Raw genomic sequence first — 26,834 nt, forward strand, 5'->3', positions numbered from 1 at the left:
GGGTTTCCGACGTGGAGCCCGACCTGTTTACCGCCGCAGCCGAAGAACGCCAGGAGAAGGACCCGTCCAGCAGCCCCCTGGCCGTCCGGATGCGCCCGCGCACCCTCGACGAGGTCGTGGGCCAGCAGCATCTGCTGAAGCCGGGCTCGCCGCTGCGCAGACTCGTCGGCGAGAGCGGCGGGGGCCCGGCCGGCCCCTCCTCGGTGATCCTCTGGGGCCCGCCGGGCACCGGCAAGACGACCCTGGCGTACGTGGTCTCCAAGGCGACGAACAAGCGCTTCGTGGAGCTGTCCGCGATCACCGCGGGCGTCAAGGAGGTGCGCGCGGTCATCGAGGGCGCCCGCCGTGCCACCGGCGGCTTCGGCAAGGAGACCGTCCTCTTCCTCGACGAGATCCACCGCTTCAGCAAGGCCCAGCAGGACTCCCTGCTGCCGGCCGTGGAGAACCGCTGGGTCACGCTGATCGCGGCGACCACGGAGAACCCGTACTTCTCCATCATCTCCCCCCTCCTGTCCCGCTCGCTCCTCCTCACCCTCGAACCGCTCACGGACGACGACCTGCGCGCGCTGCTGCGCCGGGCCCTCACCGACGACCGTGGCCTCAAGGGCGCCCTCACCCTCCCCGAGGACAGCGAGGAGCACCTCCTGCGGATCGCCGGGGGCGACGCCCGCCGCGCACTGACGGCTCTGGAGGCGGCGGCCGGATCCGCGCTCGACAAGGGCGAGCCGCAGATCACCCTCCAGACGCTGGAGGAGACCGTCGACCGGGCCGCGGTGAAGTACGACCGAGACGGCGACCAGCACTACGACGTGGCCAGCGCCCTCATCAAGTCCATCCGCGGCTCGGACGTCGACGCCGCGCTGCACTACCTGGCCCGGATGATCGAGGCGGGCGAGGATCCCCGGTTCATCGCCCGCCGGCTGATGATCTCGGCCAGCGAGGACATCGGGCTCGCCGACCCGACCGCCCTGCCCATCGCCGTCGCGGCCGCGCAGGCCGTCGCCATGATCGGCTTCCCCGAGGCCGCGCTCACCCTCAGCCACGCCACCATCGCCCTCGCCCTGGCCCCGAAGTCGAACGCGGCGACCATGGCGATCGGCGCCGCCATGGAGGACGTGCGCAAGGGCCACGCGGGCCCCGTGCCCACCCACCTGCGCGACGGGCACTACAAGGGCGCGGCCAAGCTCGGCCACGCGCAGGGGTACGTGTACCCGCACGACCTGCCGGAGGGCATCGCCGCCCAGCAGTACGCGCCGGAGGAGCTCAAGGACCGCGAGTACTACACGCCGACCCGGCACGGCGCCGAGGCACGCTACGCGGACGCGGTCGAGTGGACCAGGAAGCACCTCGGCCGAGGGCGGTCCTGAGGAAGCCGCAGGACCCTGTAGACTTCCCCGCAGTGCTGAGTCCCGTGTCCGGCCCCGGTCGGCGCCTCAGGCGGGACACCCAGCCGGATCTTTCGATCCAGGAGCGTCGCGCACCGGTTGTAGGTGTCGCGGGCAGCCCACCACCACCCGGAGTTCCGGGATCGGTCGGTGGGCCGTTCGTGTGCTGCACGTATGTGCCCAGCCAGGGGAGCGGCTGCCCGGCATGTCCCCCGCGGACCTGACGGGAATCCCCGGTTGCGGATGCGACCTCCCGTAACCCTGAGGCAGCCGAAGAGAAGAAGGAAAAGAAGTGGCGAACCAGTCCCGCCCCAAGGTCAAGAAGTCGCGTGCCCTCGGCATCGCGCTGACCCCGAAGGCCGTCAAGTACTTCGAGGCCCGCCCCTACCCGCCGGGCGAGCACGGCCGTGGCCGCAAGCAGAACTCGGACTACAAGGTCCGTCTGCTCGAGAAGCAGCGTCTGCGCGCGCAGTACGACGTGTCCGAGCGCCAGCTCGTCCGCGCCTACGAGCGTGCCGCCAAGACGCAGGGCAAGACCGGTGAGGCCCTGGTCATCGAGCTCGAGCGCCGTCTCGACGCGCTGGTCCTGCGTTCGGGCATCGCCCGCACGATCTACCAGGCCCGCCAGATGGTCGTGCACGGCCACATCGAGGTCAACGGCCAGAAGGTCGACAAGCCGTCCTTCCGCGTCCGGCCCGACGACGTCGTGATGGTCCGCGAGCGCAGCCGCAGCAAGACGCTGTTCGAGGTCGCCCGCGCCGGTGGCTTCGCCCCCGACGGCGAGACCCCGCGCTACCTCCAGGTGAACCTCGGCGCCCTGGCGTTCCGCCTGGACCGCGAGCCGAACCGCAAGGAGATCCCGGTGATCTGCGACGAGCAGCTCGTCGTCGAGTACTACGCCCGCTGATCAGGCGTACCTCTCAGCACCGGCCCCGCGCCTGCTTCAGCCCGTCGCCTCGCCGCCCCTGTGGGTGGGCGAGGCGGCGGGTTCTCGCATGTCCGGGGGTACCGCACCGCCTCGCTGCCCGCAGGACGTGCCCGGCGCCCGCTGCCGGGAGTGCCCCAGTGCCCGGCCCACCGCCGCCCGCAGGCCGAGCCGCGCCCCCGCGCGTACGCACTCCTCGTACCGTTCGTCGCCCAGCTGTTCCCGGGCCGTCGCCTCGCACAGCTCGTGCGGGGCGTTGTAGTGCGCCGAGCCGAACAGCGGCAGACCCACCGACGGCCACATCGAGGCCGCGGACCCCTGCAGCACCGCGGCCTCGCCGGCGTCGCCCTCCGACACGGTGACCAGCGCGAGCAGTTCCACCGCCAGGACCGTGCCGAGCAGGTCGTGGAAGACGTGGGTGGTGTCCAGGCACTCGGCCAGCAGCCGCCGGGCCCCCGGCAGGTCGCCCTCGGTCCAGGCCGCGTACGCCAGCACGTACAGCGCGTACGCCAGGGCCCAGCGCTCCCCGTGGTCCACGCAGACCCGGCGCACCTCCTCGCACAGCCGCACCGCGCCCGGCAGGTCGCCCTGGAAGGCCAGGGCCATCCCCAGCTCGACCTGGCCCATCAGGACGTTGCTGTTGAGCTCGCCGATCTCGTGATACCGCTCGAGCGCCGAACGAAGGAGCGTTTCCGCACGGAGCATGTCGTCGGTGACCAGGGCCAGACAGCCGGTGCGGTGCTCCGCGTAGGCCAGCGCGGTGGCGTTCCCGGACAGCTCGGCCCGCTGCCGGCACTCGTCGAGCGCGGCGAGCGCGGGCACGCTGTCGCCCTGCAGGACCGCCACGTAGCCGAGCACCCACAGCGCCTTCAGCCGCGAGCGCTCGTGGCCCGTCTCCAGGCCGACGCTCCGCTCCAGCCAGTGCCGTCCCTCCGACAGCCGCCCGCAGCCGACCCAGTAGTACCAGAGGGTCCCCGCGAGGTACTGGCCCAGATGTCCGCCGTCCGGCTCGCTGAGGCAGTGCTCCAGGGCGTGGCGCAGGTTCGGCAGCTCCGCCTCCACCCGCGCGGCCACCTCGCGCTGCCGGGGCGAGAACCAGTCCAGCTCGCCCCAGGTCGCCAGCCCCAGGTACCAGTCGCGGTGGCGCCGCCTCAGTCGCGCCGCGTCGCCCATGGCCTCCAGCCAGTCCGCGCCGTACGACCGGACCGTGTCCAGCATCCGGTAGCGCGCCCCCGCCGGGGTCTCCTCGCGGGTGACGACCGACTGGGCGAGCAACTCGCCGAGCACGTCGAGGATGTTGTCGGGACGCAGCCCGCCGCCCCCGCACACGTACTCCACGGCCTCCAGGTCGAACGGCCCGGCGAACACCGACAGCCGTGCCCACAGCAGCCGTTCCCGCGGTGTGCACAGCTCGTGGCTCCAGCCGATCGCCGTACGCAGCGTCCGGTGGCGCGGCAGCATGTCGCGCCCGCCCCCCGTCAGCAGCCGGAAGCGGTCGTCGAGCCGGGCCAGCAACTGGGCGGGGGAGAGGGCCCGCAACCGTCCCGCGGCCAGTTCCACGGCGAGCGGGACACCGTCGAGCCGCCGGCAGATCTCGTGCACGTCCGCGCGGTTGCCGTCGTCCAGCGCGAACTGCGGTGCCCCGGCGGCGGCACGGTCCGCGAACAGCTCGGCCGCCTCCGGTTCGCTCAACGGCGCCAGCGGGAAGACCCGCTCACCGTCCACCGACAGCGGTCTGCGCCCCACGGCGAGCACCCGCAGGCCCGCGGAGCGCCTCAGCAGGTCACCGACCAGCGACGCGCACGCGTCCACGAGATGCTCGAACCCGTCGACGACGAGCAGGACCCGGCGCTCCGCGAGATGCTCCAGCAGTACCCGGCGCGGCGGGCGCGAGGTGTGGTCCGTCAGACCCAGCGCCTCCACGACCGCGTACTCGACCAGTTCCGGATCGCGCACCGCGGCCAGCTCCACGAGCCACACCCCGTCGCGCGGCCGCGACCCGGCCGCCGCGCGCGCCGCGAGCCGCGACTTGCCGACCCCGCCCGGGCCGGTCACCGTCACCAGCCGCGCCGCGTCGAGGGCCGTGCCCAGCTGCGACAGTTCGGCCGAGCGGCCCACGAACGCGTTGAGCTCCAGGGGCAGATTGCCGGCCGGGTGACCGCCTGCCCCCGCGCCCGGACGCCGAGAACGCTGAGAACGCTGAGAAGCCCGCATGGGCAACTGAGCGTACTCATCCATACGCACTCCGTACAATCCGTTCACGCAACTCCGGTTGCGGCGGGCGGTAATCCGGTACGGACCGGCTGCCCCGGCGCGATAGGGTCACAGGACGACTTTTCGATGGTGAGGCACGATCCAGGGAGCGGGTGCGCGGTGTCCGGTGGAGAGGTGGCCGGGATTCTGGTGGCCGTCTTCTGGGCGATTCTGGTCTCCTTCCTCGCGGTGGCACTCGCGAGGCTGGCCCAGACGCTCAGGGCGACCACCAAACTCGTCGCGGACGTGACCGAACAGACGGTCCCGCTCCTCGCGGACGCCTCCGCGGCCGTGCGCTCGGCGCAGACCCAGATCGACCGGGTCGACGCCATCGCCTCCGACGTCCAGGAGGTCACGTCGAACGCGTCGGCGCTCTCCACCACCGTTGCGTCGACCTTCGGCGGACCGCTGGTGAAGGTGGCGGCGTTCGGCTACGGCGTGCGCCGGGCCATGGGCGGCCGCCGGGAGGACATGCCTGCCAAGCCCGCGCGTCGTACCGTGATCGTGGGCCGCACCGTCCCGTCGGCGCGACGGGCCAAGCGGAAGAAGGACTGACGCAGCGATGTTCCGCCGTACGTTCTGGTTCACCGCGGGCGCAGCCGCCGGTGTGTGGGCCACCACCAAGGTCAACCGCAAGATCAAGCAGCTGACGCCCGAGAGCCTCGCGGCCCAGGCCGCCAACAAGGCGATCGAAGCGGGCCACCGGCTCAAGGACTTCGCACTCGACGTCCGCGAGGGAATGGCCCAGCGCGAGGCGGAACTCGGCGAGGTCCTCGGACTGGACGCCGATCCCGAACTGCCCTCCCCGCGTCGCGTCGCCGCCCTCGAGAACCGCAACGACCCGCAGTACAGCAAGAACCCGACGTACGTCGAGAGGTCGACGTACTCGCGCAACCGGAATGAGGACCACTGATGGAGTCGGCCGAGATTCGTCGCCGCTGGTTGAGCTTCTTCGAGGAGCGCGGGCACACCGTCGTCCCTTCGGCGTCGCTCATCGCGGACGATCCGACCCTCCTCCTGGTCCCGGCCGGCATGGTGCCCTTCAAGCCCTACTTCCTCGGTGAGGTCAAGCCGCCGTTCGACCGCGCCACCAGCGTCCAGAAGTGCGTCCGCACGCCGGACATCGAGGAGGTCGGCAAGACCACCCGGCACGGCACGTTCTTCCAGATGTGCGGCAACTTCTCCTTCGGCGACTACTTCAAGGAAGGCGCCATCAAGTACGCCTGGGAGCTGCTCACCAGCCCCCAGGACAAGGGCGGTTACGGCCTGGAGCCGGAGAAGCTCTGGATCACCGTGTACCTGGAGGACGACGAGGCCGAGCGCATCTGGCACGAGGTCGTCGGCGTCCCCAGAGAGCGCATCCAGCGTCTCGGCAAGAAGGACAACTACTGGTCCATGGGCGTCCCGGGCCCCTGCGGCCCGTGTTCCGAGATCAACTACGACCGCGGCCCCGAGTTCGGCGCCGAGGGCGGCCCCGCCGTCAACGACGAGCGGTACGTGGAGATCTGGAACCTCGTCTTCATGCAGTACGAGCGCGGCGAGGGCACCTCGAAGGAGGACTTCGAGATCCTCGGGGACCTCCCGAGCCAGAACATCGACACGGGTCTCGGCCTGGAACGCCTCGCCATGATCCTGCAGGACGTGCAGAACCTGTACGAGATCGACACCTCCATGGCCGTCATCAAGAAGGCCACCGAGCTCACCGGTGTCGAGTACGGCGCCGGCCAGGACTCCGACGTCTCCCTGCGCGTGGTCACCGACCACATGCGCACGTCCGTGATGCTCATCGGTGACGGCGTCACCCCGGGCAACGAGGGCCGCGGCTACGTGCTGCGCCGCATCATGCGCCGCGCCATCCGCAACATGCGGCTGCTCGGCGCCACCGGCCCGGTCGTCAAGGACCTCGTCGACGTCGTGATCGGCATGATGGGGCAGCAGTACCCCGAGCTCGTCAGCGACCGGCAGCGCATCGAGACCGTGGCCCTCGCCGAGGAGGCCGCCTTCCTCAAGGCCCTCAAGGGCGGCACCAACATCCTCGACACCGCCGTCACGGAGACCAAGGCCGCCGGTGGCAGGGTCCTCTCCGGCGACAAGGCGTTCCTGCTCCACGACACCTGGGGCTTCCCCATCGACCTCACCCTGGAGATGGCCGCCGAACAGGGCCTGTCCGTGGACGAGGACGGTTTCCGGCGCCTCATGAAGGAGCAGCGGGAACGCGCCAAGGCCGACGCCAAGGCCAAGAAGACCGGGCACGCGGACATGGGCGCCTACCGGGAGATCGCCGACGCCGCCGGCGAGACCGACTTCATCGGCTACACCAGCACCGAGGGCGAGTCCACGGTCGTCGGCATCCTCGTCGACGGTGCCTCCTCGCCGGCCGCGACCGAGGGCGACGAGGTCGAGATCGTCCTCGACCGCACCCCGTTCTACGCCGAGGGCGGCGGCCAGATCGGCGACACCGGCCGGATCAGGATCGACACCGGTGCCGTGATCGAGGTCCGCGACTGCCAGAAGCCGGTCCCCGGGGTGTACGTCCACAAGGGCGTCGTCCAGGTCGGCGAGGTGACCGTCGGAGCCAAGGCCCAGGCCGTCATCGACGTGCGCCGCCGCACGGCCATCGCCCGCGCCCACTCGGCCACGCACCTCACCCACCAGGCCCTGCGCGACGCCCTCGGCCCGACGGCCGCCCAGGCAGGCTCCGAGAACCAGCCCGGCCGCTTCCGCTTCGACTTCGGTTCCCCGGCCGCCGTGCCCACGGCCGTGATGACGGACGTCGAGCAGAAGATCAACGAGGTGCTCGCCCGCGACCTGGACGTGCACGCCGAGATCCTCAGCATCGACGAGGCCAAGAAGCAGGGCGCCATCGCCGAGTTCGGCGAGAAGTACGGCGAGCGCGTCCGGGTCGTCACCATCGGGGACTTCTCCAAGGAACTGTGCGGCGGCACGCACGTGCACAACACCGCGCAGCTCGGTCTGGTGAAGCTGCTCGGCGAGTCGTCGATCGGTTCGGGTGTACGGCGCATCGAGGCCCTGGTGGGTGTCGACGCCTACAACTTCCTCGCCCGCGAGCACACGGTCGTCGCCCAGCTCCAGGAGCTGATCAAGGGCCGCCCCGAGGAGCTCCCGGAGAAGGTCTCGGCCATGCTCGGCAAGCTGAAGGACGCCGAGAAGGAGATCGAGAAGTTCCGCGCGGAGAAGGTCCTCCAGGCCGCCGCCGGTCTCGCCGGGTCCGCCAAGGACGTCCAGGGCATCGCCCTGGTCACCGGCCAGGTCCCGGACGGCACGAGCGCCGACGACCTGCGCAGGCTGGTCCTCGACGTGCGCGGCCGTATCCAGGGCGGACGGGCCGCCGTGGTCGCCCTGTTCACCACGGTGAACGGCAAGCCGCTGACGGTCATCGCCACCAACGAGGCCGCCCGCGAGCGCGGTCTCAAGGCCGGTGACCTGGTGCGTACGGCCGCCAAGACCCTCGGTGGCGGCGGTGGCGGCAAGCCCGACGTGGCCCAGGGCGGTGGCCAGAACGCGTCGGCCATCGGTGAGGCCGTCGACGCCGTCGAGCGTCTCGTGGCCGAGTCCGCCAGGTGAGCGAGGGCGAGCGGGTCATGCGCCGCGGACGCCGACTCGCCCTCGACGTCGGGGACGCCCGGATCGGGGTCGCCTCGTGCGACCCCGACGGGATCCTCGCCACCCCGGTGGAGACCGTGCCGGGACGTGACGTCCCGGCCGCCCACCGGCGGCTGCGGCAGCTCGTCGAGGAGTACGAACCGATCGAGGTCGTCGTCGGTCTCCCACGCTCCCTCAAGGGGGGCGAGGGCCCCGCCGCGGTGAAGGTCCGGGCCTTCGCGCAGGAGTTCGCGCGGGGCATCGCACCCGTTCCGGTGCGGCTCCTGGACGAGAGGATGACCACAGTGACGGCCAGTCAGGGACTGCGTGCCTCGGGCGTGAAGTCCAAGAAGGGCAGATCGGTCATCGACCAGGCAGCGGCCGTGATCATCCTCCAGCAGGCACTGGAGTCCGAACGGGCGTCAGGCACATCCCCCGGCGAGGGCGTCGAAGTGGTCATCTGATCGCGGTACGGTAACGTTCCGCGCGATGCGGTGGTGTTCGAATAGCCTCCGCACAAGAGAGAGGCGAACGGTAGCCGAGCCCAGCCACCGCGCGACCGCCGCCTCGCGGCTCTAGGGGATCGATGACTGAGTATGGCCGGGGCCCGGGCTCCGAACCGTGGCATCCCGAGGACCCGTTGTACGGGGACGGCGGATGGGGAGGACAGGAGGCCCAGGCGGCCCAGTCCCCCTACGGCGGCCAGCCGCAGCACCATCCGGAGCAGCCGCAGCAGCCGGAGTACGGCGACTGGGGCGCGGGGCAGCAGGCCGGCTACGACCAGGGCCCGCAGCAGTACGCCCAGGGACAGCAGCAGTACGGCGGTCATTCCCCGCAGCAATACACCGGCCAGGGCGGACAGGGCTACCCCGGTCAGGGCGGCCCGCAGTACGACCCGAACGGCCGACCGTACGATCAGAACGGTCAACCGTATGACCAGAGCGGTCAGCAGTACGACCAGAACGGTCAGCCGTACAACGCCGGCTGGGGCACGGGCCAGCAGTACCAGCAGCAGCAGGTCCCCTACAACGGCGATCCGAACGATCCCTACGGCGATCAGGCCGCGGCGTACGCCGGTCAGCAGCCCGACCAGTACGGGACCCCCGACGCGTATCCGCCGCCGGAGCCGCCGGGCCGCCGCCGTGCCGAACCGGAACCGCAGCGCACCGACTGGGACCCGGGCCCGGATCAGGGCGAGCACGCCTTCTTCGCGGGCGGAGACGACGACGATGACGGCGTCGACGACGGCGACGACCCGCAGAGCCGCCGACGCGGCAAGGGCGGCAAGGGGAGCAAGGGAAAGGGCGAGAAGAAGAGCCGCAGCGGCTGCGCCTGCCTGGTCGTCTCGCTCGTCTTCACCTCGATGATCGGTGGAGTCGGATATTTCGGCTACCAGTTCTATCAGAACCGTTTCGGCTCGGCCCCCGATTATGCCGGTGACGGCACGGGCGAGCAGGTGACCGTCGTCATTCCCAAGGGCGCTTTCGGCTCGGTGATCGGCCAGCGGCTGAAAGCGGCAGGCGTCGTCAAGAGCGTGGACGCGTTCGTGGCGGCCCAGTCCCAGAATTCCGAAGGGGACAAGATCCAGCCGGGGTCCTATCTGCTGAAGAAGCAGATGTCCGCGGAAAGCGCTGTCGAGCTGATGCTCGATCCCAAGAGCCAGAACAACCTGGTCGTCAGGGAGGGACAGCGCAACGTCACCGTGTACGAGGCGATCGACAAACAGCTGGATCTCCCCAAGGGCAGCACCGCGAAGGTCGCCGAGGAGAAGTACGAGAGCCTCGGACTGCCGGACTGGGCGAACGACGACACCGACATCAAGGACCCGCTGGAAGGATTCCTCTACCCGGCGACCTACCCGGCCGACAAGGACATGAAGCCCGAGGCCGTCCTGAAGGAAATGGTGTCGCAGGCCAACAAGGAGTACGCCAAGTACGACCTGGAGGCCAAGGCCGAGGACCTCGGCCTGGAGGATCCGCTGCAGGTCGTCACCGTGGCGAGCCTGGTACAGGCCGAAGGCATCACGCACGACGACTTCAGGAAGATGGCGGCCGTCGTCTACAACCGTCTGAAGCCGACGAACGACGTCACCAACCAGAAACTCGAGTTCGACTCGACGTACAACTACCTCAAGGGTCAGAGCGAGATCGACATCTCCGTCGACGAGATCCGCAACTACGACGACCCGTACAACACGTACTTCTACAAGGGTCTGCCGCCCGGGCCCATCGGTAACCCGGGCGGGGAAGCACTGAAGGCCGCGGTGGACCCGGACGGCGGTGCGTGGATGTTCTTCATCTCCATCGACGGCAAGAAGACCGACTTCACCAAGACGTTGGCCGACCACGAGAAGCTGGTTCAGAAATTCAATGAACGGCGCAAGAAGGACTGACGGGGACCGGCGGTGCCGTGCCGCCGTTCTCGGTTCCCCGATCGACCATTCCCTCTCCCCGGTACTGCACCGCGCCGCGTACGAGGAACTGGGCCTGGACGACTGGTCGTACGACCGCTTCGACGTCGACGAAGCCGCACTCCCCGAGTTCGTCGGCACACTCGGCCCCGAATGGGCCGGGCTCTCGCTGACCATGCCGCTGAAACGGGCCGTCATTCCCCTGCTCGACACCATCAGTGACACCGCGGCCTCCGTCGAGGCCGTGAACACGGTGGTGCTCACCGAGGACGGGCGCCGCGCCGGTGACAACACCGACATCCCCGGCATCGTCGCCGCCCTGCGCGAGCGGGGCATCGAACAAGTGGAATCCGCGGCGATCCTCGGCGCGGGCGCCACCGCCTCCTCCGCGCTGGCCGCGCTCGCCCGCATCTGCACGGGCGAGGTCGTCGCGTACGTCCGCAGCGCGGCGCGCGCCGCCGAGATGCGGCAGTGGGGCGAGCGGCTCGGCGTCGGGGTGCGTACGGCGGACTGGGCGGACGCCGGGCAGGGCCTGCGCGCCCCGCTGGTGATCGCGACCACCCCGGCCGGTGCCACCGACGCTCTCGGCCCGTCCGTCCCGGAGCGGCCCGCCACCCTCTTCGACGTCCTGTACGACCCGTGGCCGACCGAGCTCGCGGCCCGCTGGTCCGCCTACGGCGGTGCCGTCGTCAGCGGCCTCGACCTGCTCGTCCACCAGGCGGTCCTCCAGGTCGAACAGATGACGGGCCTCGCCCCGGCCCCGGTCCACACGATGCGCACGGCAGGGGAGAAGTCCCTCGCGGCCCGGTAGGAGAGGCCGGCCCGGTCCGGTTCTCGATTCCGCGGAGGCGGCACCCGCGGCGTGACGGGGGCGTCCGCCTGGTGGACCTGCGGCCGGGCCGAGGGCGCGGACGTGGGAGGATCGAGGGCGGCGGGCCAGGGCCGCGCACCCGGTCGCGCCGTCGCCGTACGCGAGGACGCGCGTACGCAAAGACAGTACGCAGTACCAGGGCGCGAGCATGAGGAGCACCGTTGAGCAGGTTGCGCTGGCTGACCGCGGGGGAGTCGCACGGCCCCGCACTCGTGGCGACGCTGGAGGGTCTTCCCGCCGGCGTGCCCGTCACCACGGAGATGGTGGCGGACCACCTGGCCCGGCGGCGCCTGGGCTATGGACGCGGTGCGCGGATGAAGTTCGAGCGCGACGAGATCACCTTCCTCGGCGGGGTACGGCACGGCCTCACCCTCGGTTCGCCGGTCGCGGTGATGGTCGGCAACACCGAGTGGCCGAAGTGGGAACAGGTGATGGCCGCCGATCCGGTCGACCCGCAGATCCTCGGTGACCTGGCCCGCAACGCCCCGCTGACCCGCCCGCGGCCCGGCCACGCCGACCTCGCCGGTATGCAGAAGTACGGCTTCGACGAGGCGCGGCCGATCCTGGAGCGGGCCTCCGCACGGGAGACGGCCGCCCGGGTGGCGCTGGGCGCGGTGGCCCGGTCGTATCTGAAGGAGACCGCCGGCATCGAGATCGTCTCGCACGTGGTGGAGCTGGCGGCGGCGAAGGCCCCCTACGGCGTCCTCCCGACCCCCGCCGACGTGGACAAGCTGGACGCGGACCCGGTGCGCTGCCTGGACGCGGACGCCTCGAAGGCGATGGTCGCGGAGATCGACCAGGCCCACAAGGACGGCGACACGCTCGGCGGCGTCGTCGAGGTCCTGGCGTACGGAGTGCCGGTCGGCCTCGGCTCGCACGTGCACTGGGACCGGCGCCTCGACGCCCGGCTCGCGGCAGCGCTGATGGGCATCCAGGCGATCAAGGGCGTGGAGGTCGGCGACGGCTTCGACCTCGCGCGGGTCCCCGGTTCCCGGGCACACGACGAGATCGTCCACACCGACGAGGGCATCCGCCGTACCTCGGGCCGTTCCGGCGGTACCGAGGGCGGTCTGACGACGGGCGAACTGCTGCGCGTGCGGGCGGCGATGAAGCCCATCGCCACCGTCCCGCGGGCCCTCGCCACCGTCGACGTGGCGACCGGCGAGGCGACCAGGGCGCACCACCAGCGCTCGGACGTGTGCGCGGTACCGGCCGCGGGCATCGTCGCCGAGGCCATGGTCGCGCTGGTCCTGGCGGACGCGGTGGCGGAGAAGTTCGGCGGCGACAGCGTGCCGGAGACCCGCCGCAACGTCGAGTCCTACCTCCAGCACCTGGTCGTACGGTGACCGGTCCCAGGGTCGTGCTGGTCGGCCCGATGGGAGTCGGCAAGTCCACGGTCGGCGCGCTGCTCGCGGAGCGGCTCGGCTGCCGGTTCCGGGACACCGACGAGGACATCGTGGCCGAGCAGGGCCGCACCATCGCGGACATCTTCGTGGACGAGGGCGAGTCCGTCTTCCGTGCCGTCGAGAAGCAGGCCGTGCGCCGGGCCCTCGCGGAACACGACGGCGTCCTCGCGCTGGGCGGCGGCTCGATCCTCGACGCGGACACCCGGGCGCTGCTCGCCGACCGGCCCGTCGTGTACCTCTCGATGGACGTCGAGGAAGCGGTCCAGCGCACCGGACTGAACGCGGCCAGGCCGCTGCTGGCGGTCAATCCGCGCCGGCAGTGGCGCGAGCTGATGGACGCCCGCCGTCCCCTGTACGGCGAGGTCGCGAGCGCCGTGGTCGCCACCGACGGCCGTACCCCCGAAGAGGTCACCCGAGCGGTCCTCGACGCACTGGAGTTGAAAGAAGCATGAGCGAGGCAGTGACGCGGATCCACGTCGGCGGCACGGCGGGCAGCGAGCCGTACGAGGTCCTGGTCGGCCGGCAGCTGCTGGGTGAACTCGGCGCGCTGGTGGGGGAGAAGGCCAAGCGGGTCGCGGTGATCCACCCCGAGGCGCTCGCCGAGACCGGTGACGCGCTGCGCGCCGACCTGGCGGAGCAGGGCTTCGAGGCCGTCGCCATCCAGGTGCCCAACGCCGAGGAGGCGAAGACCGCCGAGGTCGCCGCGTACTGCTGGAAGGCGCTCGGCCAGTCCGGCTTCACCCGCACCGACGTGATCGTCGGCGTCGGCGGCGGGTCCACCACCGACCTGGCCGGATTCGTCGCGGCGACCTGGCTGCGCGGGGTGCGCTGGATCGCCATCCCCACCACCGTGCTGGCCATGGTGGACGCCGCCGTCGGCGGCAAGACCGGCATCAACACCGCCGAGGGCAAGAACCTCGTCGGCGCCTTCCACCCGCCGGCCGGCGTGCTGTGCGACCTGGCCGCGCTCGACTCGCTGCCGGTCCACGACTTCGTGTCGGGACTCGCCGAGATCATCAAGGCCGGCTTCATCGCCGACCCGGAGATCCTCGAACTCATCGAGGCAGACCCCCAGGGCGCCCGTACGCCGGCCGGACCGCACACCGCCGAACTCATCGAGCGCTCCGTCAGGGTCAAGGCCGAGGTCGTCTCGTCCGACCTCAAGGAGTCCGGGCTGCGCGAGATCCTCAACTACGGGCACACCCTCGCCCACGCCATCGAGAAGAACGAGCGCTACGAGTGGCGCCACGGCGCGGCGGTCGCGGTCGGTATGCACTTCGCGGCCGAACTGGGCCGTCTCGCGGGACGCCTCGACGACCTGACCGCGGACCGGCACCGCACGATCCTGGAGTCCGTCGGACTGCCGCTGAGCTACCGCTACGACCAGTGGCCGAAGCTCCTGGAGAACATGAAGGTCGACAAGAAGTCCCGCGGCGACCTGCTGCGCTTCATCGTCCTCGACGGACTGGCCAAGCCGACCGTCCTGGAGGGCCCCGACCCCGCGGTGCTCCTCGCCGCCTACGGCGAAGTGGGCGAATAGCCCCGCGGGCGGCCATCGCGCCGCTCCGCCGGGTGCGGACGGGCACTTCGGGCCGTCCCCGGCCGTTCACCAAACGGCGGCCGGGGACGGTACCGTTCGGTAGGGAAGCGGGGCAGGTGTCTCGCTGCCAGCGCCCATTGCCTGTACGAGACGGAGTGGCACCGGATGCAGCACGCAGTGGGGTCTCCGCTGCCGCCGCCCCATCAGCAGGGGCACGGACCGGCCGCCGGCTGGTCGGGGGCCGCACCACACCCGGGACCGCACCACCCGGTCCCGCCCGCCGGCGCGCAGGCGGGACCTGGGCCGGTGCACCCGCCCGCGGGCCCGCCGGTCTTCACCGGAGCCGGGGCCGGAGCGCAGTCCGGGCCCGCCGCACCGCACCCGCCGGGCCATCCGCCCGCGCCGCACCACGCGGTCCCGCACCACGCTCCCGTACCGCCGACGCCCGACACCACGGGACATGTCCAGTTGCCGCCGGGCGGACCCGTCCCGATGCCGAGCGCGCCGCCCGCGACCGGTACGCCCGATCCGACGTCCACTACGCTCGCCGTGCTGCTCATCGGGCCCGCGGGCGCGGGCAAGACCAGCGTCGCCAAGTACTGGGCGGACCACCGCCGGGTGCCCACGGCGCACATCAGCCTGGACGACGTCCGTGAGTGGGTGCGCGCGGGGTTCGCCGACCCGCAGTCGGGCTGGAACGACATGTCGGAGGCGCAGTATCGTCTCGCCCGCCGCACCTGCGGCTTCGCGGCCCGCAACTTCCTGGCCAACAGCATCTCCTGCATCCTCGACGACGCCGTCTTCCCCGACCGGCCCGTGGTGGGCCTCGGCGGCTGGAAGCGGCACGTCGGCCCCGGCCTGCTGCCGGTCGTCCTCCTGCCGGGCCTGGAGATAGTCCTGGAGCGCAACGCCAAGCGCTCCGGAAACCGCCGTCTCACCGACGAGGAAGTCGCGCGCATCCACGGCAGGATGGCCGGCTGGTACGGCTCGGGCCTGCCGATCATCGACAACTCCCAACTGGACGTCCCCCAGACGGCCCAGGTCCTGAACGACGTCCTGTCCCGGTCGATCGCCAGCCCACCCCAGTGGTAGCCCCCACCTAGGAGCCGTGCCCCGGAGGGGCGGGGAACTGCGCGACCGGCCCCCACAAGCCCGCACCCGGCACTCGGCCTTCAGCCGCCCCCGCCCGGCCTCTCCAAAACGGCACAAAACGGGCAAGTCTCATACCCTCGGAACATGCCAGAGGTGTACGAGACCCGCCGAGCCCGCCTTCGGGACCGCTGCAACGCGAGCGGCAGCGCCACCGCGCTGGTCTCCCGCCCCGCCAACGTCCGCTACCTCACCGGCGCGGCCGTACCCGGCGCGGTCCTCCTCCTGGGCAGGACCGAGGACCTCCTCGTGCAGGGCGCCCCGGCGGAGGCCGCGCCCGGCGCGGCCCGCCCGGACGACGCCCTGCGCGTCCACACGCTGCCGGGCCCCGGTGGCGACCCCGCGGTCGCCGCCGCGGGCCTCGCCGCCGCCCAGGGCGCGGACTCCCTCGCCGTCGAGGAACACCACCTGACGGTCGGCCGCCACCGGGCGATCGGCTCGGTCGCACCCGCGCTGCGCCTCGCCGACGTCGGCTGCGCCGTCGAGCAGCTGCGTGTGATCAAGGACGAGGGGGAGATCTCCTGTCTGCGCATCGGCGCGGAGATCGCCGACCAGGCCCTGGGGGAACTCCTGGAGTCGATCCTCGTCGGCCGCACCGAACGGCACCTCGCGCTGGAGCTGGAACGCCGCCTCGTCGACCACGGCGCCGACGGGCCGGCGTTCAGGACGTCGGTCGGCACGGGCCCGCACTCGGGCCGCCGCCGGCACCTCCCGACCGACCGCCGGGTCGAGGAGGGGGACTTCCTCTCCGTCTGCCTGGGCGCGACCTACCGCGGCTACCGCTGCGAGATCGGCCGCACCTTCGTCATCGGCACCTCGCCCGCCGCCTGGCAGATCGAGCTGTACGACCTCGTCTTCGCCTCCCAGCGGGCCGGCCGCGAAGCCCTCGTACCCGGCACCGCCTACCGTGACGTGGACCGCGCGGCCCGCCAGGTACTGGACTCCGCGGGGCACACGGAGGGCCTCCCCGAGTCGACCGGACACGGCGTGGGGCTCGAAATCGACGAGGAGCCGCAGTTGGCCCCCGCGGCCATGGGTAAACTGGACGCTTGCGTGCCGGTCACCGTCGAACCGGGGGTCCACCTCCCGGGCCGGGGCGGCGTCCGGATCGATGACACGCTCGTCGTGCGCCCTGAGGCGGACGGCGGACCCGAGCTACTCACCATCACGACCAAGGAACTGCTCGCGCTCTAGCTTGGAACGCTTCGAGCCGTGCGCGTGCCACCGGGGTCGTCCACGTCAGTCCAGGAGATTCCGCAACCGTGGCTTCCACGAACGACCTCAAGAACGGCCTGGTGCTCAAGCTCGAAGGCGGCCAGCTCTGGTCCGTAGTCGAGTTCCAGCACGTCAAGCCCGGCAAGGGCCCGGCCTTCGTGCGCACCAAGCTGAAGAACGTGCTTTCCGGCAAGGTCGTCGACAAGACGTTCAACGCCGGCGTCAAGGTCGAGACGGCCACTGTCGACAAGCGCGACATGCAGTTCTCGTACATGGACGGCGAGTACTTCGTCTTCATGGACATGCAGACCTACGACCAGCTCATGGTCGACCGCAAGGCCGTCGGCGACGCCGCCAACTTCCTGATCGAGGGCTTCACCGCCACCGTGGCGCAGCACGAGGGCGAGGTGCTCTTCGTCGAGCTGCCGGCCGCCGTCGAGCTCGTCGTCCAGGAGACCGAGCCGGGCGTCCAGGGCGACCGCTCCACGGGTGGCACCAAGCCCGCCACCCTGGAGACCGGTCACCAGATCAACGTCCCGCTCTTCATCACCACCGGTGAGAAGATCAAGGTCGACACCCGCACGAGCGACTACCTCGGCCGGGTGAACAGCTAACCGTGGCTGCCCGCAATACGGCCCGCAAGCGCGCCTTCCAGATCCTCTTCGAAGGGGACCAGCGCGGCGTGGACGTCGTGACGGTCCTGGCGGACTGGATCCGGCACTCCAGGACCGACACCCGGCAGCCGCCGGTGAGCGAGTTCACGATGCAGCTGGTCGAGGGCTACGCGTCCTACGCGAAGCGCATCGACGAGCTCATCTCGCAGTACGCCGTCGGCTGGACGCTCGACAGGATGCCGGTCGTCGACCGCAACATCCTGCGCCTCGGCGCGTACGAGCTGATCTGGGTGGACGGGACTCCGGACGCGGTCGTGCTCGACGAGGCGGTGCAGCTCGCCAAGGAGTTCTCCACGGATGAGTCGCCCGCGTTCGTGAACGGGCTGCTCGGCCGGTTCAAGGAGCTCAAGTCGTCGCTGCGGCGCGACGACGTCTGAACGCTCCGCTCGGTCCCACGTCAGGTGCGGGCCGGTGGGGGCCGGTCGCGCAGTTCCTCGCGCCCCTTGGTACGCCGGAGGGCCCCCAGTTCCTTGCTGGGGGCCCTCCGGCGTTCTCGTGCGAAACGCCCTCGGGGTGGCCGGAACCGATCGGTTCCGGCCACCCCGAGGGCACGTTTCTTCTCAGTGCTGGTGCGGGTCAGGCGTCTTCGTGGGAGACCGCGCGGCGCGCGTCCGCGTCCAGGACGCCCCAGCTGATCAGCTGCTCGGTGAGGACCGAGGGAGACTGGTCGTAGATGACGGCGAGGGTGCGCAGGTCGTCCTGGCGGATCGACAGCACCTTGCCGTTGTAGTCGCCGCGCTGCGACTGGATCGTCGCCGCGTAGCGCTGCAGGGGGCCCGCCTTCTCGGCCGGCACGTGCGCCAGCCGCTCCAGGTCGAGGACCAGCTTCGGCGGCGGCTCGGCGGCTCCACCAGGCGTGGTGCCGGGCAGCAGCTCCTGCACGGGGACGCCGTAGAAGTCCGCCAGCTCCGCGAGACGCTGTACGGTCACGGCGCGGTCGCCGCGCTCGTACGAACCGACCACGACCGCCTTCCAGCGGCCCTGGGACTTCTCCTCGACGCCGTGGAGGGAAAGGCCCTGCTGGGTACGGATGGCACGGAGCTTGGCCCCGAGCTGTTTGGCGTATTCGCTGGACATATGGCTCCCCGGACACTGTGTCGACGTGCGGCTCGGCCGCGCGGCTGGTGACTCACTGTGAGGTTACGCAGCGTGACTCTGGCTCGTCAAGCCGAATGGTCCGGACCGGCCTCCGCGTGCAAGGGGTGCACGACCGGTGCCAGGGGGGTGATCAGGGGCGTTGCCGGGCTGGTACCGTGGATGGCGCAATTCCGACGTCCTTTAATGATCCGTCCCGTGAGGCGGAGAAGGAGGTCCGTTTCGTATGGACACCGAACAGCAGAAGCAGCAGTACGAGTCCGATGCGCGGCCCGTTCTCGAGGCGCCCGACATCGCGCGGGTCCTGACCCGCATCGCCCACGAGATCGTCGAGCGCGCCAAGGGCGCGGAGGACGTGGTCCTCCTCGGCATCCCGACCCGGGGCGTGCACCTGGCCCGGCGGCTGGCCGCCAAGCTCCAGGAGATCACCGACCGCACCATCCCGGTCGGCTCCCTCGACATCACCATGTACCGCGACGACCTGCGCATGCACCCGCCCCGCGCGCTGGCCCGCACCGACATCCCCGGTGACGGCATCGACGGCCGCCTGGTCGTCCTCGTCGACGACGTGCTCTTCTCCGGCCGCACCATCCGCGCCGCCCTCGACGCGCTGAACGACATCGGCCGCCCGCGCGCCGTGCAGCTCGCGGTCCTCGTCGACCGCGGTCACCGTGAACTCCCGATCCGCGCCGACTACGTCGGCAAGAACCTCCCCACGTCGTTGCGGGAGACGGTCAAGGTCCAGCTCGCCGAGGAGGACGGCCGCGACACCGTCCTGCTCGGTGTGAAGCAGACCTCCCCCGGCGGACAGCAGTAGCTCTCCGGCGTACGGCCGCCGTCGTACGCCGTGCCCGCTCGCGCCCCCGCCCGCCCGGCTGCGCCCGCACGGCCCACCCGGGTGCCCGCTTCCCGACCTGAACTGCCTTACGGAGCCTGAAAGATGCAGCGTCATCTCATCTCGGCCGCCGACCTCTCCCGCGACGACGCCGTCCTGATCCTCGACACCGCCGAGGAGATGGCCCGGGTCGCCGACCGGCCGATCAAGAAACTGCCGACCCTGCGCGGCCGCACCGTCGTCAACCTCTTCTTCGAGGACTCCACACGGACCCGGATCTCCTTCGAGGCCGCCGAGAAGCGCCTGTCCGCGGACGTCATCAACTTCACCGCCAAGGGGTCGAGCGTCTCCAAGGGCGAGTCCCTGAAGGACACCGCGCAGACCCTGGAGGCGATGGGCGTCGACGCCGTCGTCATCCGGCACGGCGCCTCCGGAGCCCCCTACCGGCTCGCCACCTCCGGCTGGATCGACGCCGCGGTCATCAACGCCGGGGACGGCACCCACCAGCACCCCACGCAGGCGCTGCTCGACGCCTTCACCATGCGGCGCCGGCTCGTCGGCCGGGACGCGGGCCTCGGCCAGGACCTGGCCGGCAAGCGCATCACGCTCGTCGGCGACATCCTGCACAGCCGCGTGGCCCGCTCGAACGTCGACCTGCTGCACACCCTCGGCGCCGAGGTCACCCTCGTGGCCCCGCCGACCCTGGTGCCGGTCGGCGTCGAGAGCTGGCCCTGCGAGGTCTCGTACGACCTCGACAGCACGCTGTCCAAGTCCGACGCGGTGATGCTGCTGCGCGTCCAGCGCGAGCGGATGAACGCGGCGTTCTTCCCCACCGAGCGCGAGTACTCGCGGCGCTACGGGCTCGACGGCGACCGCATGGCGAAGATGCCCGGGCACGCCGTCGTGATGCACCCCGGCCCGATGGTCCGCGGCATGGAGATCACCGCGGAGGTCGCCGACTCGGAGCGCTGCACCGCGATCGAGCAGGTCGCCAACGGCGTCTCCATCCGGATGGCCGTCCTGTACCTGCTGCTCGGCGGCAACGAACCCGCCGTCGCCGCCACCCACACCCGTACCGAGGAGAAGTAGGTCACATGAGCAGGATTCTGATCCGTGGTGCGAAGGTGCTCGGCGGCGAGCGGCAGGACGTGCTCCTCGACGGCGAGACGATCGCCGAGATCGGTACGGGGCTCCCGGCCGAGGGCGCCGAGGTCGTCGAGGCGGCCGGCCGGGTGCTCCTGCCGGGCCTCGTCGACCTGCACACGCATCTGCGCGAGCCCGGCCGCGAGGACTCCGAGACGGTCCTGACCGGCACCCGCGCCGCCGCGAGCGGCGGCTACACCGCCGTGTTCGCCATGGCCAACACCTTCCCGGTGGCCGACACCGCCGGCGTCGTCGAGCAGGTCTACCGGCTCGGCCGGGAGCACGGCTACTGCGACGTGCAGCCCATCGGCGCCGTCACCGTCGGCCTGGAGGGCAGGAAGCTCGCCGAGCTGGGCGCGATGCACGAGTCCGCCGCCGGCGTCACCGTCTTCTCGGACGACGGCAAGTGCGTCGACGACGCCGTGATCATGCGCCGGGCGCTGGAGTACGTGAAGGCGTTCGGCGGCGTCGTCGCCCAGCACGCCCAGGAGCCCCGCCTCACCGAGGGCGCCCAGATGAACGAGGGCGTCGTCTCCGCGGAACTGGGACTGGGCGGCTGGCCCGCGGTGGCCGAGGAGTCGATCATCGCCCGGGACGTCCTGCTCGCCGAGCACGTCGGCTCCCGCGTCCACATCTGCCACCTGTCGACCGCCGGCTCCGTCGAGATCGTCCGCTGGGCCAAGTCCCGCGGTATCGACGTCACCGCCGAGGTCACCCCGCACCACCTGCTCCTCACCGACGAGCTGGTCCGCTCGTACAACCCCGTCTACAAGGTCAACCCGCCGCTGCGCACCGAGCGCGACGTGCTGGCCCTGCGCGAGGCGCTCGCCGACGGCACCATCGACATCGTCGCCACCGACCACGCCCCGCACCCGCACGAGGACAAGGACTGCGAGTGGGCCGCCGCCGCCATGGGCATGGTCGGCCTGGAGACCGCCCTCTCCGTCGTCCAGCAGACGATGGTCGAGACCGGGCTGCTCGACTGGGCCGGCGTCGCGGACCGCATGTCCCACAAGCCCGCCGCGATCGGCCGGGCGCAGGGCCACGGACGCCCCGTCTCGGCAGGTGAGCCCGCCAACCTCACGCTGGTCGACACGGCATACCGTGGTGAGGTGGACCCCGCGGGCTTCGCCTCACGCAGCCGCAACACTCCGTACGAGGGTCGTGAGCTGCCGGGCCGTGTCACGCACACGTGGCTGCGGGGCAGGGCCACGCTCGTCGACGGGAAGCTCGCGTGACATCACTCACCCCCCTTGCAGCGCAGATCGCCACGGACCTCACCGCGGGGCGCGCCACCGGTCTCGCGGCGGACCAGAAGTCCGCCGAGGTGACCGACTGGGCCGCCCGCATCGGCTGGCTCGTCGGCCTCGTCCTGTTCATCGCGCTCGTCTACTGGCTGATGCGCGAGGGCTGGAAGTGGCGCGGCACCCTCCAGGGCGACCTCCCCGAACTGCCCGTCGTGCCGAGCGAGCCCGGTGCGGCCAGACTGAGCATGACCGGCCGCTACCACGGCTCCACCACGGCAGGTCAGTGGCTGGACCGCATCGTGGCGCACGGCCTGGGCACCCGCAGCAGGGCCGAGCTCACCCTGACGGACGCGGGCCTCGACGTCGTACGGCCCGGCGCGGCCGACTTCTTCGTCCCCCGCGCGCAGCTGCGTGAGGCCCGGCTGGACAAGGGCATCGCCGGCAAGGTCCTCACCGAGGGCGGGCTGCTCGTCGTCACCTGGAAGCACGGCGACCGGCTGATCGACTCCGGGTTCCGCTCGGACCACGCGGCGGAGCACCACGCATGGGTCGACACCCTGAACCGCATGATCGACAAGAGCAACGACACGGAAGGCGCACGATGACCACCTCCGACCAGGGGACCGCCTCGCGCAGGCAGCAGGCGGCGCCCGCCGTACTCGTCCTGGAGGACGGCCGGACCTTCCGCGGCCGCGCCTACGGGGCCGTGGGGGTGACCTTCGGCGAAGCGGTGTTCTCCACCGGCATGACCGGCTACCAGGAGACCCTCACCGACCCGTCGTACCACCGCCAGGTCGTCGTGATGACCGCCCCGCACGTCGGCAACACCGGCATCAACGACGAGGACATGGAGTCCAGGAAGATCTGGGTCTCCGGCTACGTCGTACGCGACCCCGCGCGCGTGCCCTCCAGCTGGCGCTCCCGCCGCACACTGGACGACGAACTCGCCGCACAGGGCGTCGTCGGCATCAGCGGCATCGACACCCGCGCGCTCACCCGCCACCTGCGCGAGCGCGGCGCCATGCGCGTCGGCATCTTCTCCGGCGGCACGCTGCCCGACGACGCCACCCTGCTGGCACAGGTGCGCGAGGCCCCCGAGATGAAGGGCGCCAGCCTCTACGAGGAGGTCGCCACCGAGGAGGCGTACGTCGTCCCGGCCGTCGGTGAGAAGAAGTTCACCGTCGCCGCCGTGGACCTCGGCATCAAGGGCATGACCCCGCACCGCATGGCCGAGCGCGGCATAGAGGTGCACGTCCTGCCGGCCACCGCCACCGTCGAGGAGATTTACGCGGTCGCCCCGGACGGCGTGTTCTTCTCCAACGGCCCCGGTGACCCGGAGCAGGCCGACCACCCGGTCGCCCTGATGCGCGCCGTGCTGGAGCGCGGGACGCCCCTGTTCGGCATCTGCTTCGGCAACCAGATCCTCGGCCGTGCCCTCGGCTTCGGCACGTACAAGCTGAAGTACGGGCACCGGGGCATCAACCAGCCCGTGCAGGACCGTACGACCGGCAAGGTCGAGGTCACCGCGCACAACCACGGCTTCGCCGTCGACGCCCCGCTCGACCGGGTCTCCGAGACCCCCTACGGGCGCGCCGAGGTCAGCCACGTCTGCCTGAACGACCAGGTCGTCGAAGGGCTGCGGCTGCTCGACCGGCCCGCGTTCAGCGTCCAGTACCACCCCGAGGCGGCAGCGGGCCCGCACGACGCCGCCTACCTGTTCGACCGCTTCACGTCTTTGATGAACACCGCCCAGATGGAGGGCCAGCGTGCCTAAGCGCTCCGATATCCAGTCCGTCCTGGTCATCGGCTCCGGCCCGATCGTCATCGGCCAGGCCGCCGAGTTCGACTACTCCGGCACCCAGGCGTGCCGCGTCCTCAAGGCCGAGGGCCTGCGGGTGATCCTGGTCAACTCCAACCCCGCGACGATCATGACCGACCCGGAGATCGCCGACGCCACGTACGTCGAGCCGATCACCCCGGAGTTCGTCGAGAAGATCATCGCCAAGGAGCGGCCCGACGCCCTGCTGCCGACCCTCGGCGGCCAGACCGCCCTCAACACCGCGATCTCCATGCATGAGCAGGGGGTGCTGGAGAAGTACGGCGTCGAGCTGATCGGCGCCAACGTCGAGGCGATCAACAAGGGCGAGGACCGCGACCTCTTCAAGGGCGTCGTGGAGGAGGTCCGCAAGAAGATCGGGCACGGCGAGTCCGCCCGCTCCGTCATCTGCCACTCCATGGACGACGTGCTCAAGGGCGTCGAGACGCTCGGCGGCTACCCCGTCGTCGTCCGCCCCTCCTTCACCATGGGCGGCGCGGGCAGCGGCTTCGCCCACGACGAGGACGAACTGCGCCGCATCGCCGGCCAGGGCCTCACGCTCTCCCCGACCACCGAGGTGCTCCTGGAGGAGTCCATCCTCGGCTGGAAGGAGTACGAGCTGGAGCTGATGCGCGACAAGCACGACAACGTCGTGGTCGTCTGCTCCATCGAGAACTTCGACCCGATGGGCGTCCACACCGGCGACTCCATCACCGTGGCTCCCGCGATGACGCTGACCGACCGCGAGTACCAGCGGCTGCGGGACATCGGCATCGCGATCATCCGCGAGGTCGGCGTCGACACCGGCGGCTGCAACATCCAGTTCGCGGTGGACCCCGAGGACGGCCGGATCATCGTCATCGAGATGAACCCGCGCGTGTCCCGCTCCTCGGCCCTCGCGTCGAAGGCCACCGGTTTCCCCATCGCCAAGATCGCCGCCAAGCTGGCCGTCGGCTACACGCTCGACGAGATCCCGAACGACATCACCGAGAAGACCCCGGCGTCCTTCGAGCCGACCCTCGACTACGTGGTCGTCAAGGCGCCCCGGTTCGCCTTCGAGAAGTTCCCGTCCGCCGACTCCACGCTGACCACCACCATGAAGTCGGTCGGCGAGGCCATGGCGATCGGCCGCAACTTCACCGAGGCGCTCCAGAAGGCCCTGCGCTCCCTGGAGAAGAAGGGCAGCCAGTTCACCTTCGTCGGCGAGCCCGGCGACAAGGCCGAGCTGCTCGCGGAGGCCGTCCGTCCCACCGACGGGCGCATCAACACCGTCATGCAGGCCGTCCGCGCGGGCGCCACGCCGGAGGAGGTCTTCGACGCGACGAAGATCGACCCGTGGTTCGTGGACCAGCTCTTCCTGCTCAAGGAGATCGCGGACGAGCTGGCCGCCGCCGACAAGCTGCACCCGGAGCTGCTCGCCGAGGCCAAGCGCCACGGCTTCTCCGACGTCCAGATCGGCGAGATCCGCGGCCTGCGCGAGGACGTCGTGCGCGAGGTGCGGCACGCGCTCGGCGTCCGGCCGGTCTACAAGACCGTCGACACCTGCGCCGCCGAGTTCGCCGCGAAGACGCCCTACTTCTACTCCTCCTACGACGAGGAGACGGAGGTCGCCCCGCGCGAGAAGCCCGCGGTGATCATCCTCGGCTCCGGCCCGAACCGCATCGGCCAGGGCATCGAGTTCGACTACTCCTGTGTCCACGCCTCCTTCGCGCTGAGCGACGTCGGCTACGAGACGGTGATGGTCAACTGCAACCCCGAGACCGTCTCCACGGACTACGACACCTCCGACCGCCTGTACTTCGAGCCGCTCACCCTCGAGGACGTGCTGGAGATCGTGCACGCCGAGACGCTGGCGGGCCCGATCGCGGGCGTCATCGTCCAGCTCGGCGGACAGACCCCGCTCGGCCTGTCGCAGGCCCTCAAGGACAACGGCGTCCCGGTCGTGGGCACCCCGCCCGAGGCCATCCACGCCGCCGAGGACCGCGGCGCCTTCGGCCAGGTGCTCGCCGAGGCCGGACTGCCCGCGCCCAAGCACGGCACCGCCACCACCTTCGCCGGGGCCAAGGCCATCGCGGACGAGATCGGCTACCCCGTCCTGGTCCGCCCGTCGTACGTCCTCGGCGGACGCGGCATGGAGATCGTGTACGACGAGACGCGGCTGGCCTCGTACATCGAGGAGTCGACCGAGATCAGCCCCTCCCGGCCGGTTCTCGTCGACCGCTTCCTGGACGACGCGATCGAGATCGACGTGGACGCCCTGTACGACGGCCACGAGCTGTACCTCGGCGGCGTCATGGAGCACATCGAGGAGGCCGGCATCCACTCCGGCGACTCGGCGTGCGCGCTGCCCCCGATCACGCTCGGCGGCTTCGACATCAAGCGGCTGCGCGCGTCCACCGAGGCCATCGCCAAGGGCGTCGGCGTGCGCGGACTGATCAACATCCAGTTCGCGCTGGCCGGCGACATCCTGTACGTCCTGGAGGCCAACCCGCGCGCGTCGCGCACGGTTCCCTTCACCTCCAAGGCGACCGCGGTGCCGCTCGCCAAGGCCGCCGCCAGGATCTCGCTGGGCGCGACCGTCGCCGAACTGCGCGCCGAGGGCCTGCTGCCGGCCGTCGGCGACGGCGGTGAACTGCCGCTGGACGCGCCGATCTCCGTCAAGGAGGCCGTCATGCCGTGGTCGCGCTTCCGCGACATCCACGGCCGCGGTGTCGACACCATCCTCGGCCCGGAGATGCGCTCCACCGGCGAGGTCATGGGCATCGACTCGGTGTTCGGCACGGCGTACGCCAAGTCCCAGGCCGGCGCGTACGGTCCGCTGCCGACCAAGGGCCGCGCCTTCATCTCCGTCGCCAACCGCGACAAACGCTCGATGATCTTCCCTGCGCGGGAACTCGTCGCCCACGGCTTCGAACTGTTCGCCACGTCCGGCACGGCCGAGGTCCTGCGGCGCAACGGCATCAACGCCACCGTCGTGCGCAAGCAGTCCGAGGGCGAGGGCCCGAACGGCGAGAAGACGATCGTCCAGCTCATCCACGAGGGCGGCGTCGACCTCATCGTCAACACGCCGTACGGCACCGGGGGCAGGCTCGACGGCTACGACATCCGTACGGCCGCCGTGGCCCGCTCCGTGCCGTGCCTGACGACCGTCCAGGCGCTCGCCGCGGCCGTCCAGGGCATCGACGCGCTCAACGGCGGCGACGTGGGTGTGCGCTCGCTGCAGGAACACGCGGAGCATCTGACCGCGGCGCGCGGCTGAGCGCTCCG

Annotated in this window: 23 protein-coding genes; 21 read left to right on the forward strand and 2 right to left on the reverse strand. The window is 71.1% G+C overall.

Going from position 1 to position 26,834, the window contains the following annotated elements; translation table 11 throughout:
- The first annotated feature begins 11 nt into the window (after nucleotides 1-11).
- Together ACFYXC_RS26695 and rpsD are read left to right on the forward strand one after the other, a co-directional pair.
- Entirely contained in the window at nucleotides 12-1,367 is a 1,356-nt protein-coding gene (locus tag ACFYXC_RS26695) for a replication-associated recombination protein A (protein ID WP_388918233.1), read from the forward strand.
- A gap of 310 nt (nucleotides 1,368-1,677) precedes the next feature.
- On the forward strand, nucleotides 1,678-2,292 hold the full coding sequence (gene rpsD / locus ACFYXC_RS26700; RefSeq protein WP_055526293.1) for a 30S ribosomal protein S4: 615 nt from the start codon (nucleotides 1,678-1,680) through the stop codon (nucleotides 2,290-2,292).
- A gap of 36 nt (nucleotides 2,293-2,328) precedes the next feature.
- Here the strand turns inward: rpsD and ACFYXC_RS26705 are convergent, their stop codons facing one another.
- Complete coding sequence (locus ACFYXC_RS26705) at nucleotides 2,329-4,524, reverse strand: ATP-binding protein (protein WP_389554417.1); 2,196 nt, start codon at nucleotides 4,522-4,524, stop codon at nucleotides 2,329-2,331.
- Nucleotides 4,525-4,650: 126 nt separating this feature from the next.
- Here ACFYXC_RS26705 and ACFYXC_RS26710 point away from each other — a divergent pair, with 126 nt between their 5' ends.
- The 13 genes from ACFYXC_RS26710 to nusB all read left to right on the forward strand — a co-directional run bounded on the left by ACFYXC_RS26710 (nucleotide 4,651) and on the right by nusB (nucleotide 17,808).
- Entirely contained in the window at nucleotides 4,651-5,118 is a 468-nt protein-coding gene (locus ACFYXC_RS26710; protein ID WP_388918237.1) for a DUF948 domain-containing protein, read from the forward strand.
- Nucleotides 5,119-5,125: 7 nt separating this feature from the next.
- Nucleotides 5,126-5,476, forward strand: a complete 351-nt coding sequence (locus ACFYXC_RS26715) for a DUF6167 family protein (RefSeq protein ID WP_389554329.1) — start codon at nucleotides 5,126-5,128, stop codon at nucleotides 5,474-5,476.
- Entirely contained in the window at nucleotides 5,476-8,148 is a 2,673-nt protein-coding gene (alaS, locus tag ACFYXC_RS26720; RefSeq protein WP_389554330.1) for an alanine--tRNA ligase, read from the forward strand. The genes ACFYXC_RS26715 and alaS overlap by 1 nt, the downstream gene beginning before the upstream one ends.
- A 17-nt stretch (nucleotides 8,149-8,165) precedes the next feature.
- Nucleotides 8,166-8,630, forward strand: a complete 465-nt coding sequence (ruvX, locus tag ACFYXC_RS26725; RefSeq protein WP_389554419.1) for a Holliday junction resolvase RuvX — start codon at nucleotides 8,166-8,168, stop codon at nucleotides 8,628-8,630.
- Nucleotides 8,631-8,752: 122 nt separating this feature from the next.
- Nucleotides 8,753-10,558 (forward strand): endolytic transglycosylase MltG, encoded by a 1,806-nt coding sequence (gene mltG, locus ACFYXC_RS26730; protein WP_389554331.1) that lies wholly within the window; start codon nucleotides 8,753-8,755, stop codon nucleotides 10,556-10,558.
- On the forward strand, nucleotides 10,536-11,387 hold the full coding sequence (locus ACFYXC_RS26735; RefSeq protein WP_389554332.1) for a shikimate dehydrogenase: 852 nt from the start codon (nucleotides 10,536-10,538) through the stop codon (nucleotides 11,385-11,387). The genes mltG and ACFYXC_RS26735 overlap by 23 nt, the downstream gene beginning before the upstream one ends.
- A gap of 221 nt (nucleotides 11,388-11,608) precedes the next feature.
- Nucleotides 11,609-12,793 carry a chorismate synthase gene (gene aroC, locus ACFYXC_RS26740; protein ID WP_388918252.1) on the forward strand — a complete coding sequence of 395 codons (1,185 nt, stop codon included), beginning with the start codon at nucleotides 11,609-11,611 and terminating at the stop codon, nucleotides 12,791-12,793.
- A gap of 29 nt (nucleotides 12,794-12,822) precedes the next feature.
- A complete protein-coding gene (locus ACFYXC_RS26745) occupies nucleotides 12,823-13,305 on the forward strand; it encodes a shikimate kinase (protein ID WP_389554420.1) in 483 nt (160 codons plus the stop codon).
- The gene (gene aroB, locus ACFYXC_RS26750; RefSeq protein WP_389554333.1) at nucleotides 13,302-14,393 is read left to right on the forward strand and encodes a 3-dehydroquinate synthase; all 1,092 of its coding nucleotides are present in this window, start codon (nucleotides 13,302-13,304) and stop codon (nucleotides 14,391-14,393) included. Before ACFYXC_RS26745 ends, aroB begins: the two co-directional genes overlap by 4 nt.
- Nucleotides 14,394-14,558: 165 nt before the next feature.
- The gene (locus tag ACFYXC_RS26755) at nucleotides 14,559-15,485 is read left to right on the forward strand and encodes a Pro-rich N-terminal domain-containing protein (protein ID WP_389554334.1); all 927 of its coding nucleotides are present in this window, start codon (nucleotides 14,559-14,561) and stop codon (nucleotides 15,483-15,485) included.
- Between the two features lie 144 nt (nucleotides 15,486-15,629).
- The gene (locus tag ACFYXC_RS26760; RefSeq protein WP_389554335.1) at nucleotides 15,630-16,736 is read left to right on the forward strand and encodes an aminopeptidase P family protein; all 1,107 of its coding nucleotides are present in this window, start codon (nucleotides 15,630-15,632) and stop codon (nucleotides 16,734-16,736) included.
- 68 nt (nucleotides 16,737-16,804) lie between these two features.
- Nucleotides 16,805-17,371, forward strand: coding sequence for an elongation factor P (gene efp, locus ACFYXC_RS26765; protein ID WP_388918264.1), 567 nt, complete (start codon nucleotides 16,805-16,807; stop codon nucleotides 17,369-17,371).
- 2 nt (nucleotides 17,372-17,373) lie between these two features.
- Nucleotides 17,374-17,808 (forward strand): transcription antitermination factor NusB, encoded by a 435-nt coding sequence (gene nusB / locus ACFYXC_RS26770; RefSeq protein ID WP_388918267.1) that lies wholly within the window; start codon nucleotides 17,374-17,376, stop codon nucleotides 17,806-17,808.
- 199 nt (nucleotides 17,809-18,007) lie between these two features.
- Here nusB and bldD read toward each other — a convergent pair whose 3' ends face one another.
- Nucleotides 18,008-18,508 (reverse strand): transcriptional regulator BldD, encoded by a 501-nt coding sequence (bldD, locus tag ACFYXC_RS26775; protein ID WP_027751102.1) that lies wholly within the window; start codon nucleotides 18,506-18,508, stop codon nucleotides 18,008-18,010.
- A gap of 244 nt (nucleotides 18,509-18,752) precedes the next feature.
- On the opposite strand from bldD, the gene pyrR reads away from it, so the two are divergent.
- From pyrR to carB, 6 genes are all read left to right on the forward strand, one after another.
- Nucleotides 18,753-19,343, forward strand: coding sequence for a bifunctional pyr operon transcriptional regulator/uracil phosphoribosyltransferase PyrR (gene pyrR, locus ACFYXC_RS26780; RefSeq protein WP_388918270.1), 591 nt, complete (start codon nucleotides 18,753-18,755; stop codon nucleotides 19,341-19,343).
- A gap of 123 nt (nucleotides 19,344-19,466) precedes the next feature.
- On the forward strand, nucleotides 19,467-20,450 hold the full coding sequence (locus ACFYXC_RS26785) for an aspartate carbamoyltransferase catalytic subunit (RefSeq protein ID WP_388918273.1): 984 nt from the start codon (nucleotides 19,467-19,469) through the stop codon (nucleotides 20,448-20,450).
- Between the two features lie 5 nt (nucleotides 20,451-20,455).
- Nucleotides 20,456-21,742, forward strand: a complete 1,287-nt coding sequence (locus tag ACFYXC_RS26790) for a dihydroorotase (protein ID WP_389554336.1) — start codon at nucleotides 20,456-20,458, stop codon at nucleotides 21,740-21,742.
- A 26-nt stretch (nucleotides 21,743-21,768) separates the two neighbouring features.
- Nucleotides 21,769-22,356 (forward strand): hypothetical protein, encoded by a 588-nt coding sequence (locus ACFYXC_RS26795; protein ID WP_388918553.1) that lies wholly within the window; start codon nucleotides 21,769-21,771, stop codon nucleotides 22,354-22,356.
- Nucleotides 22,353-23,525, forward strand: a complete 1,173-nt coding sequence (gene carA / locus ACFYXC_RS26800) for a glutamine-hydrolyzing carbamoyl-phosphate synthase small subunit (RefSeq protein WP_388918279.1) — start codon at nucleotides 22,353-22,355, stop codon at nucleotides 23,523-23,525. The genes ACFYXC_RS26795 and carA overlap by 4 nt, the downstream gene beginning before the upstream one ends.
- Entirely contained in the window at nucleotides 23,518-26,826 is a 3,309-nt protein-coding gene (gene carB, locus ACFYXC_RS26805) for a carbamoyl-phosphate synthase large subunit (protein ID WP_389554337.1), read from the forward strand. Before carA ends, carB begins: the two co-directional genes overlap by 8 nt.
- The last annotated feature ends 8 nt before the right edge of the window (nucleotides 26,827-26,834 follow it).

Source organism: Streptomyces sp. NPDC002701, assembly GCF_042889045.1.
Lineage (GTDB): Bacteria > Actinomycetota > Actinomycetes > Streptomycetales > Streptomycetaceae > Streptomyces.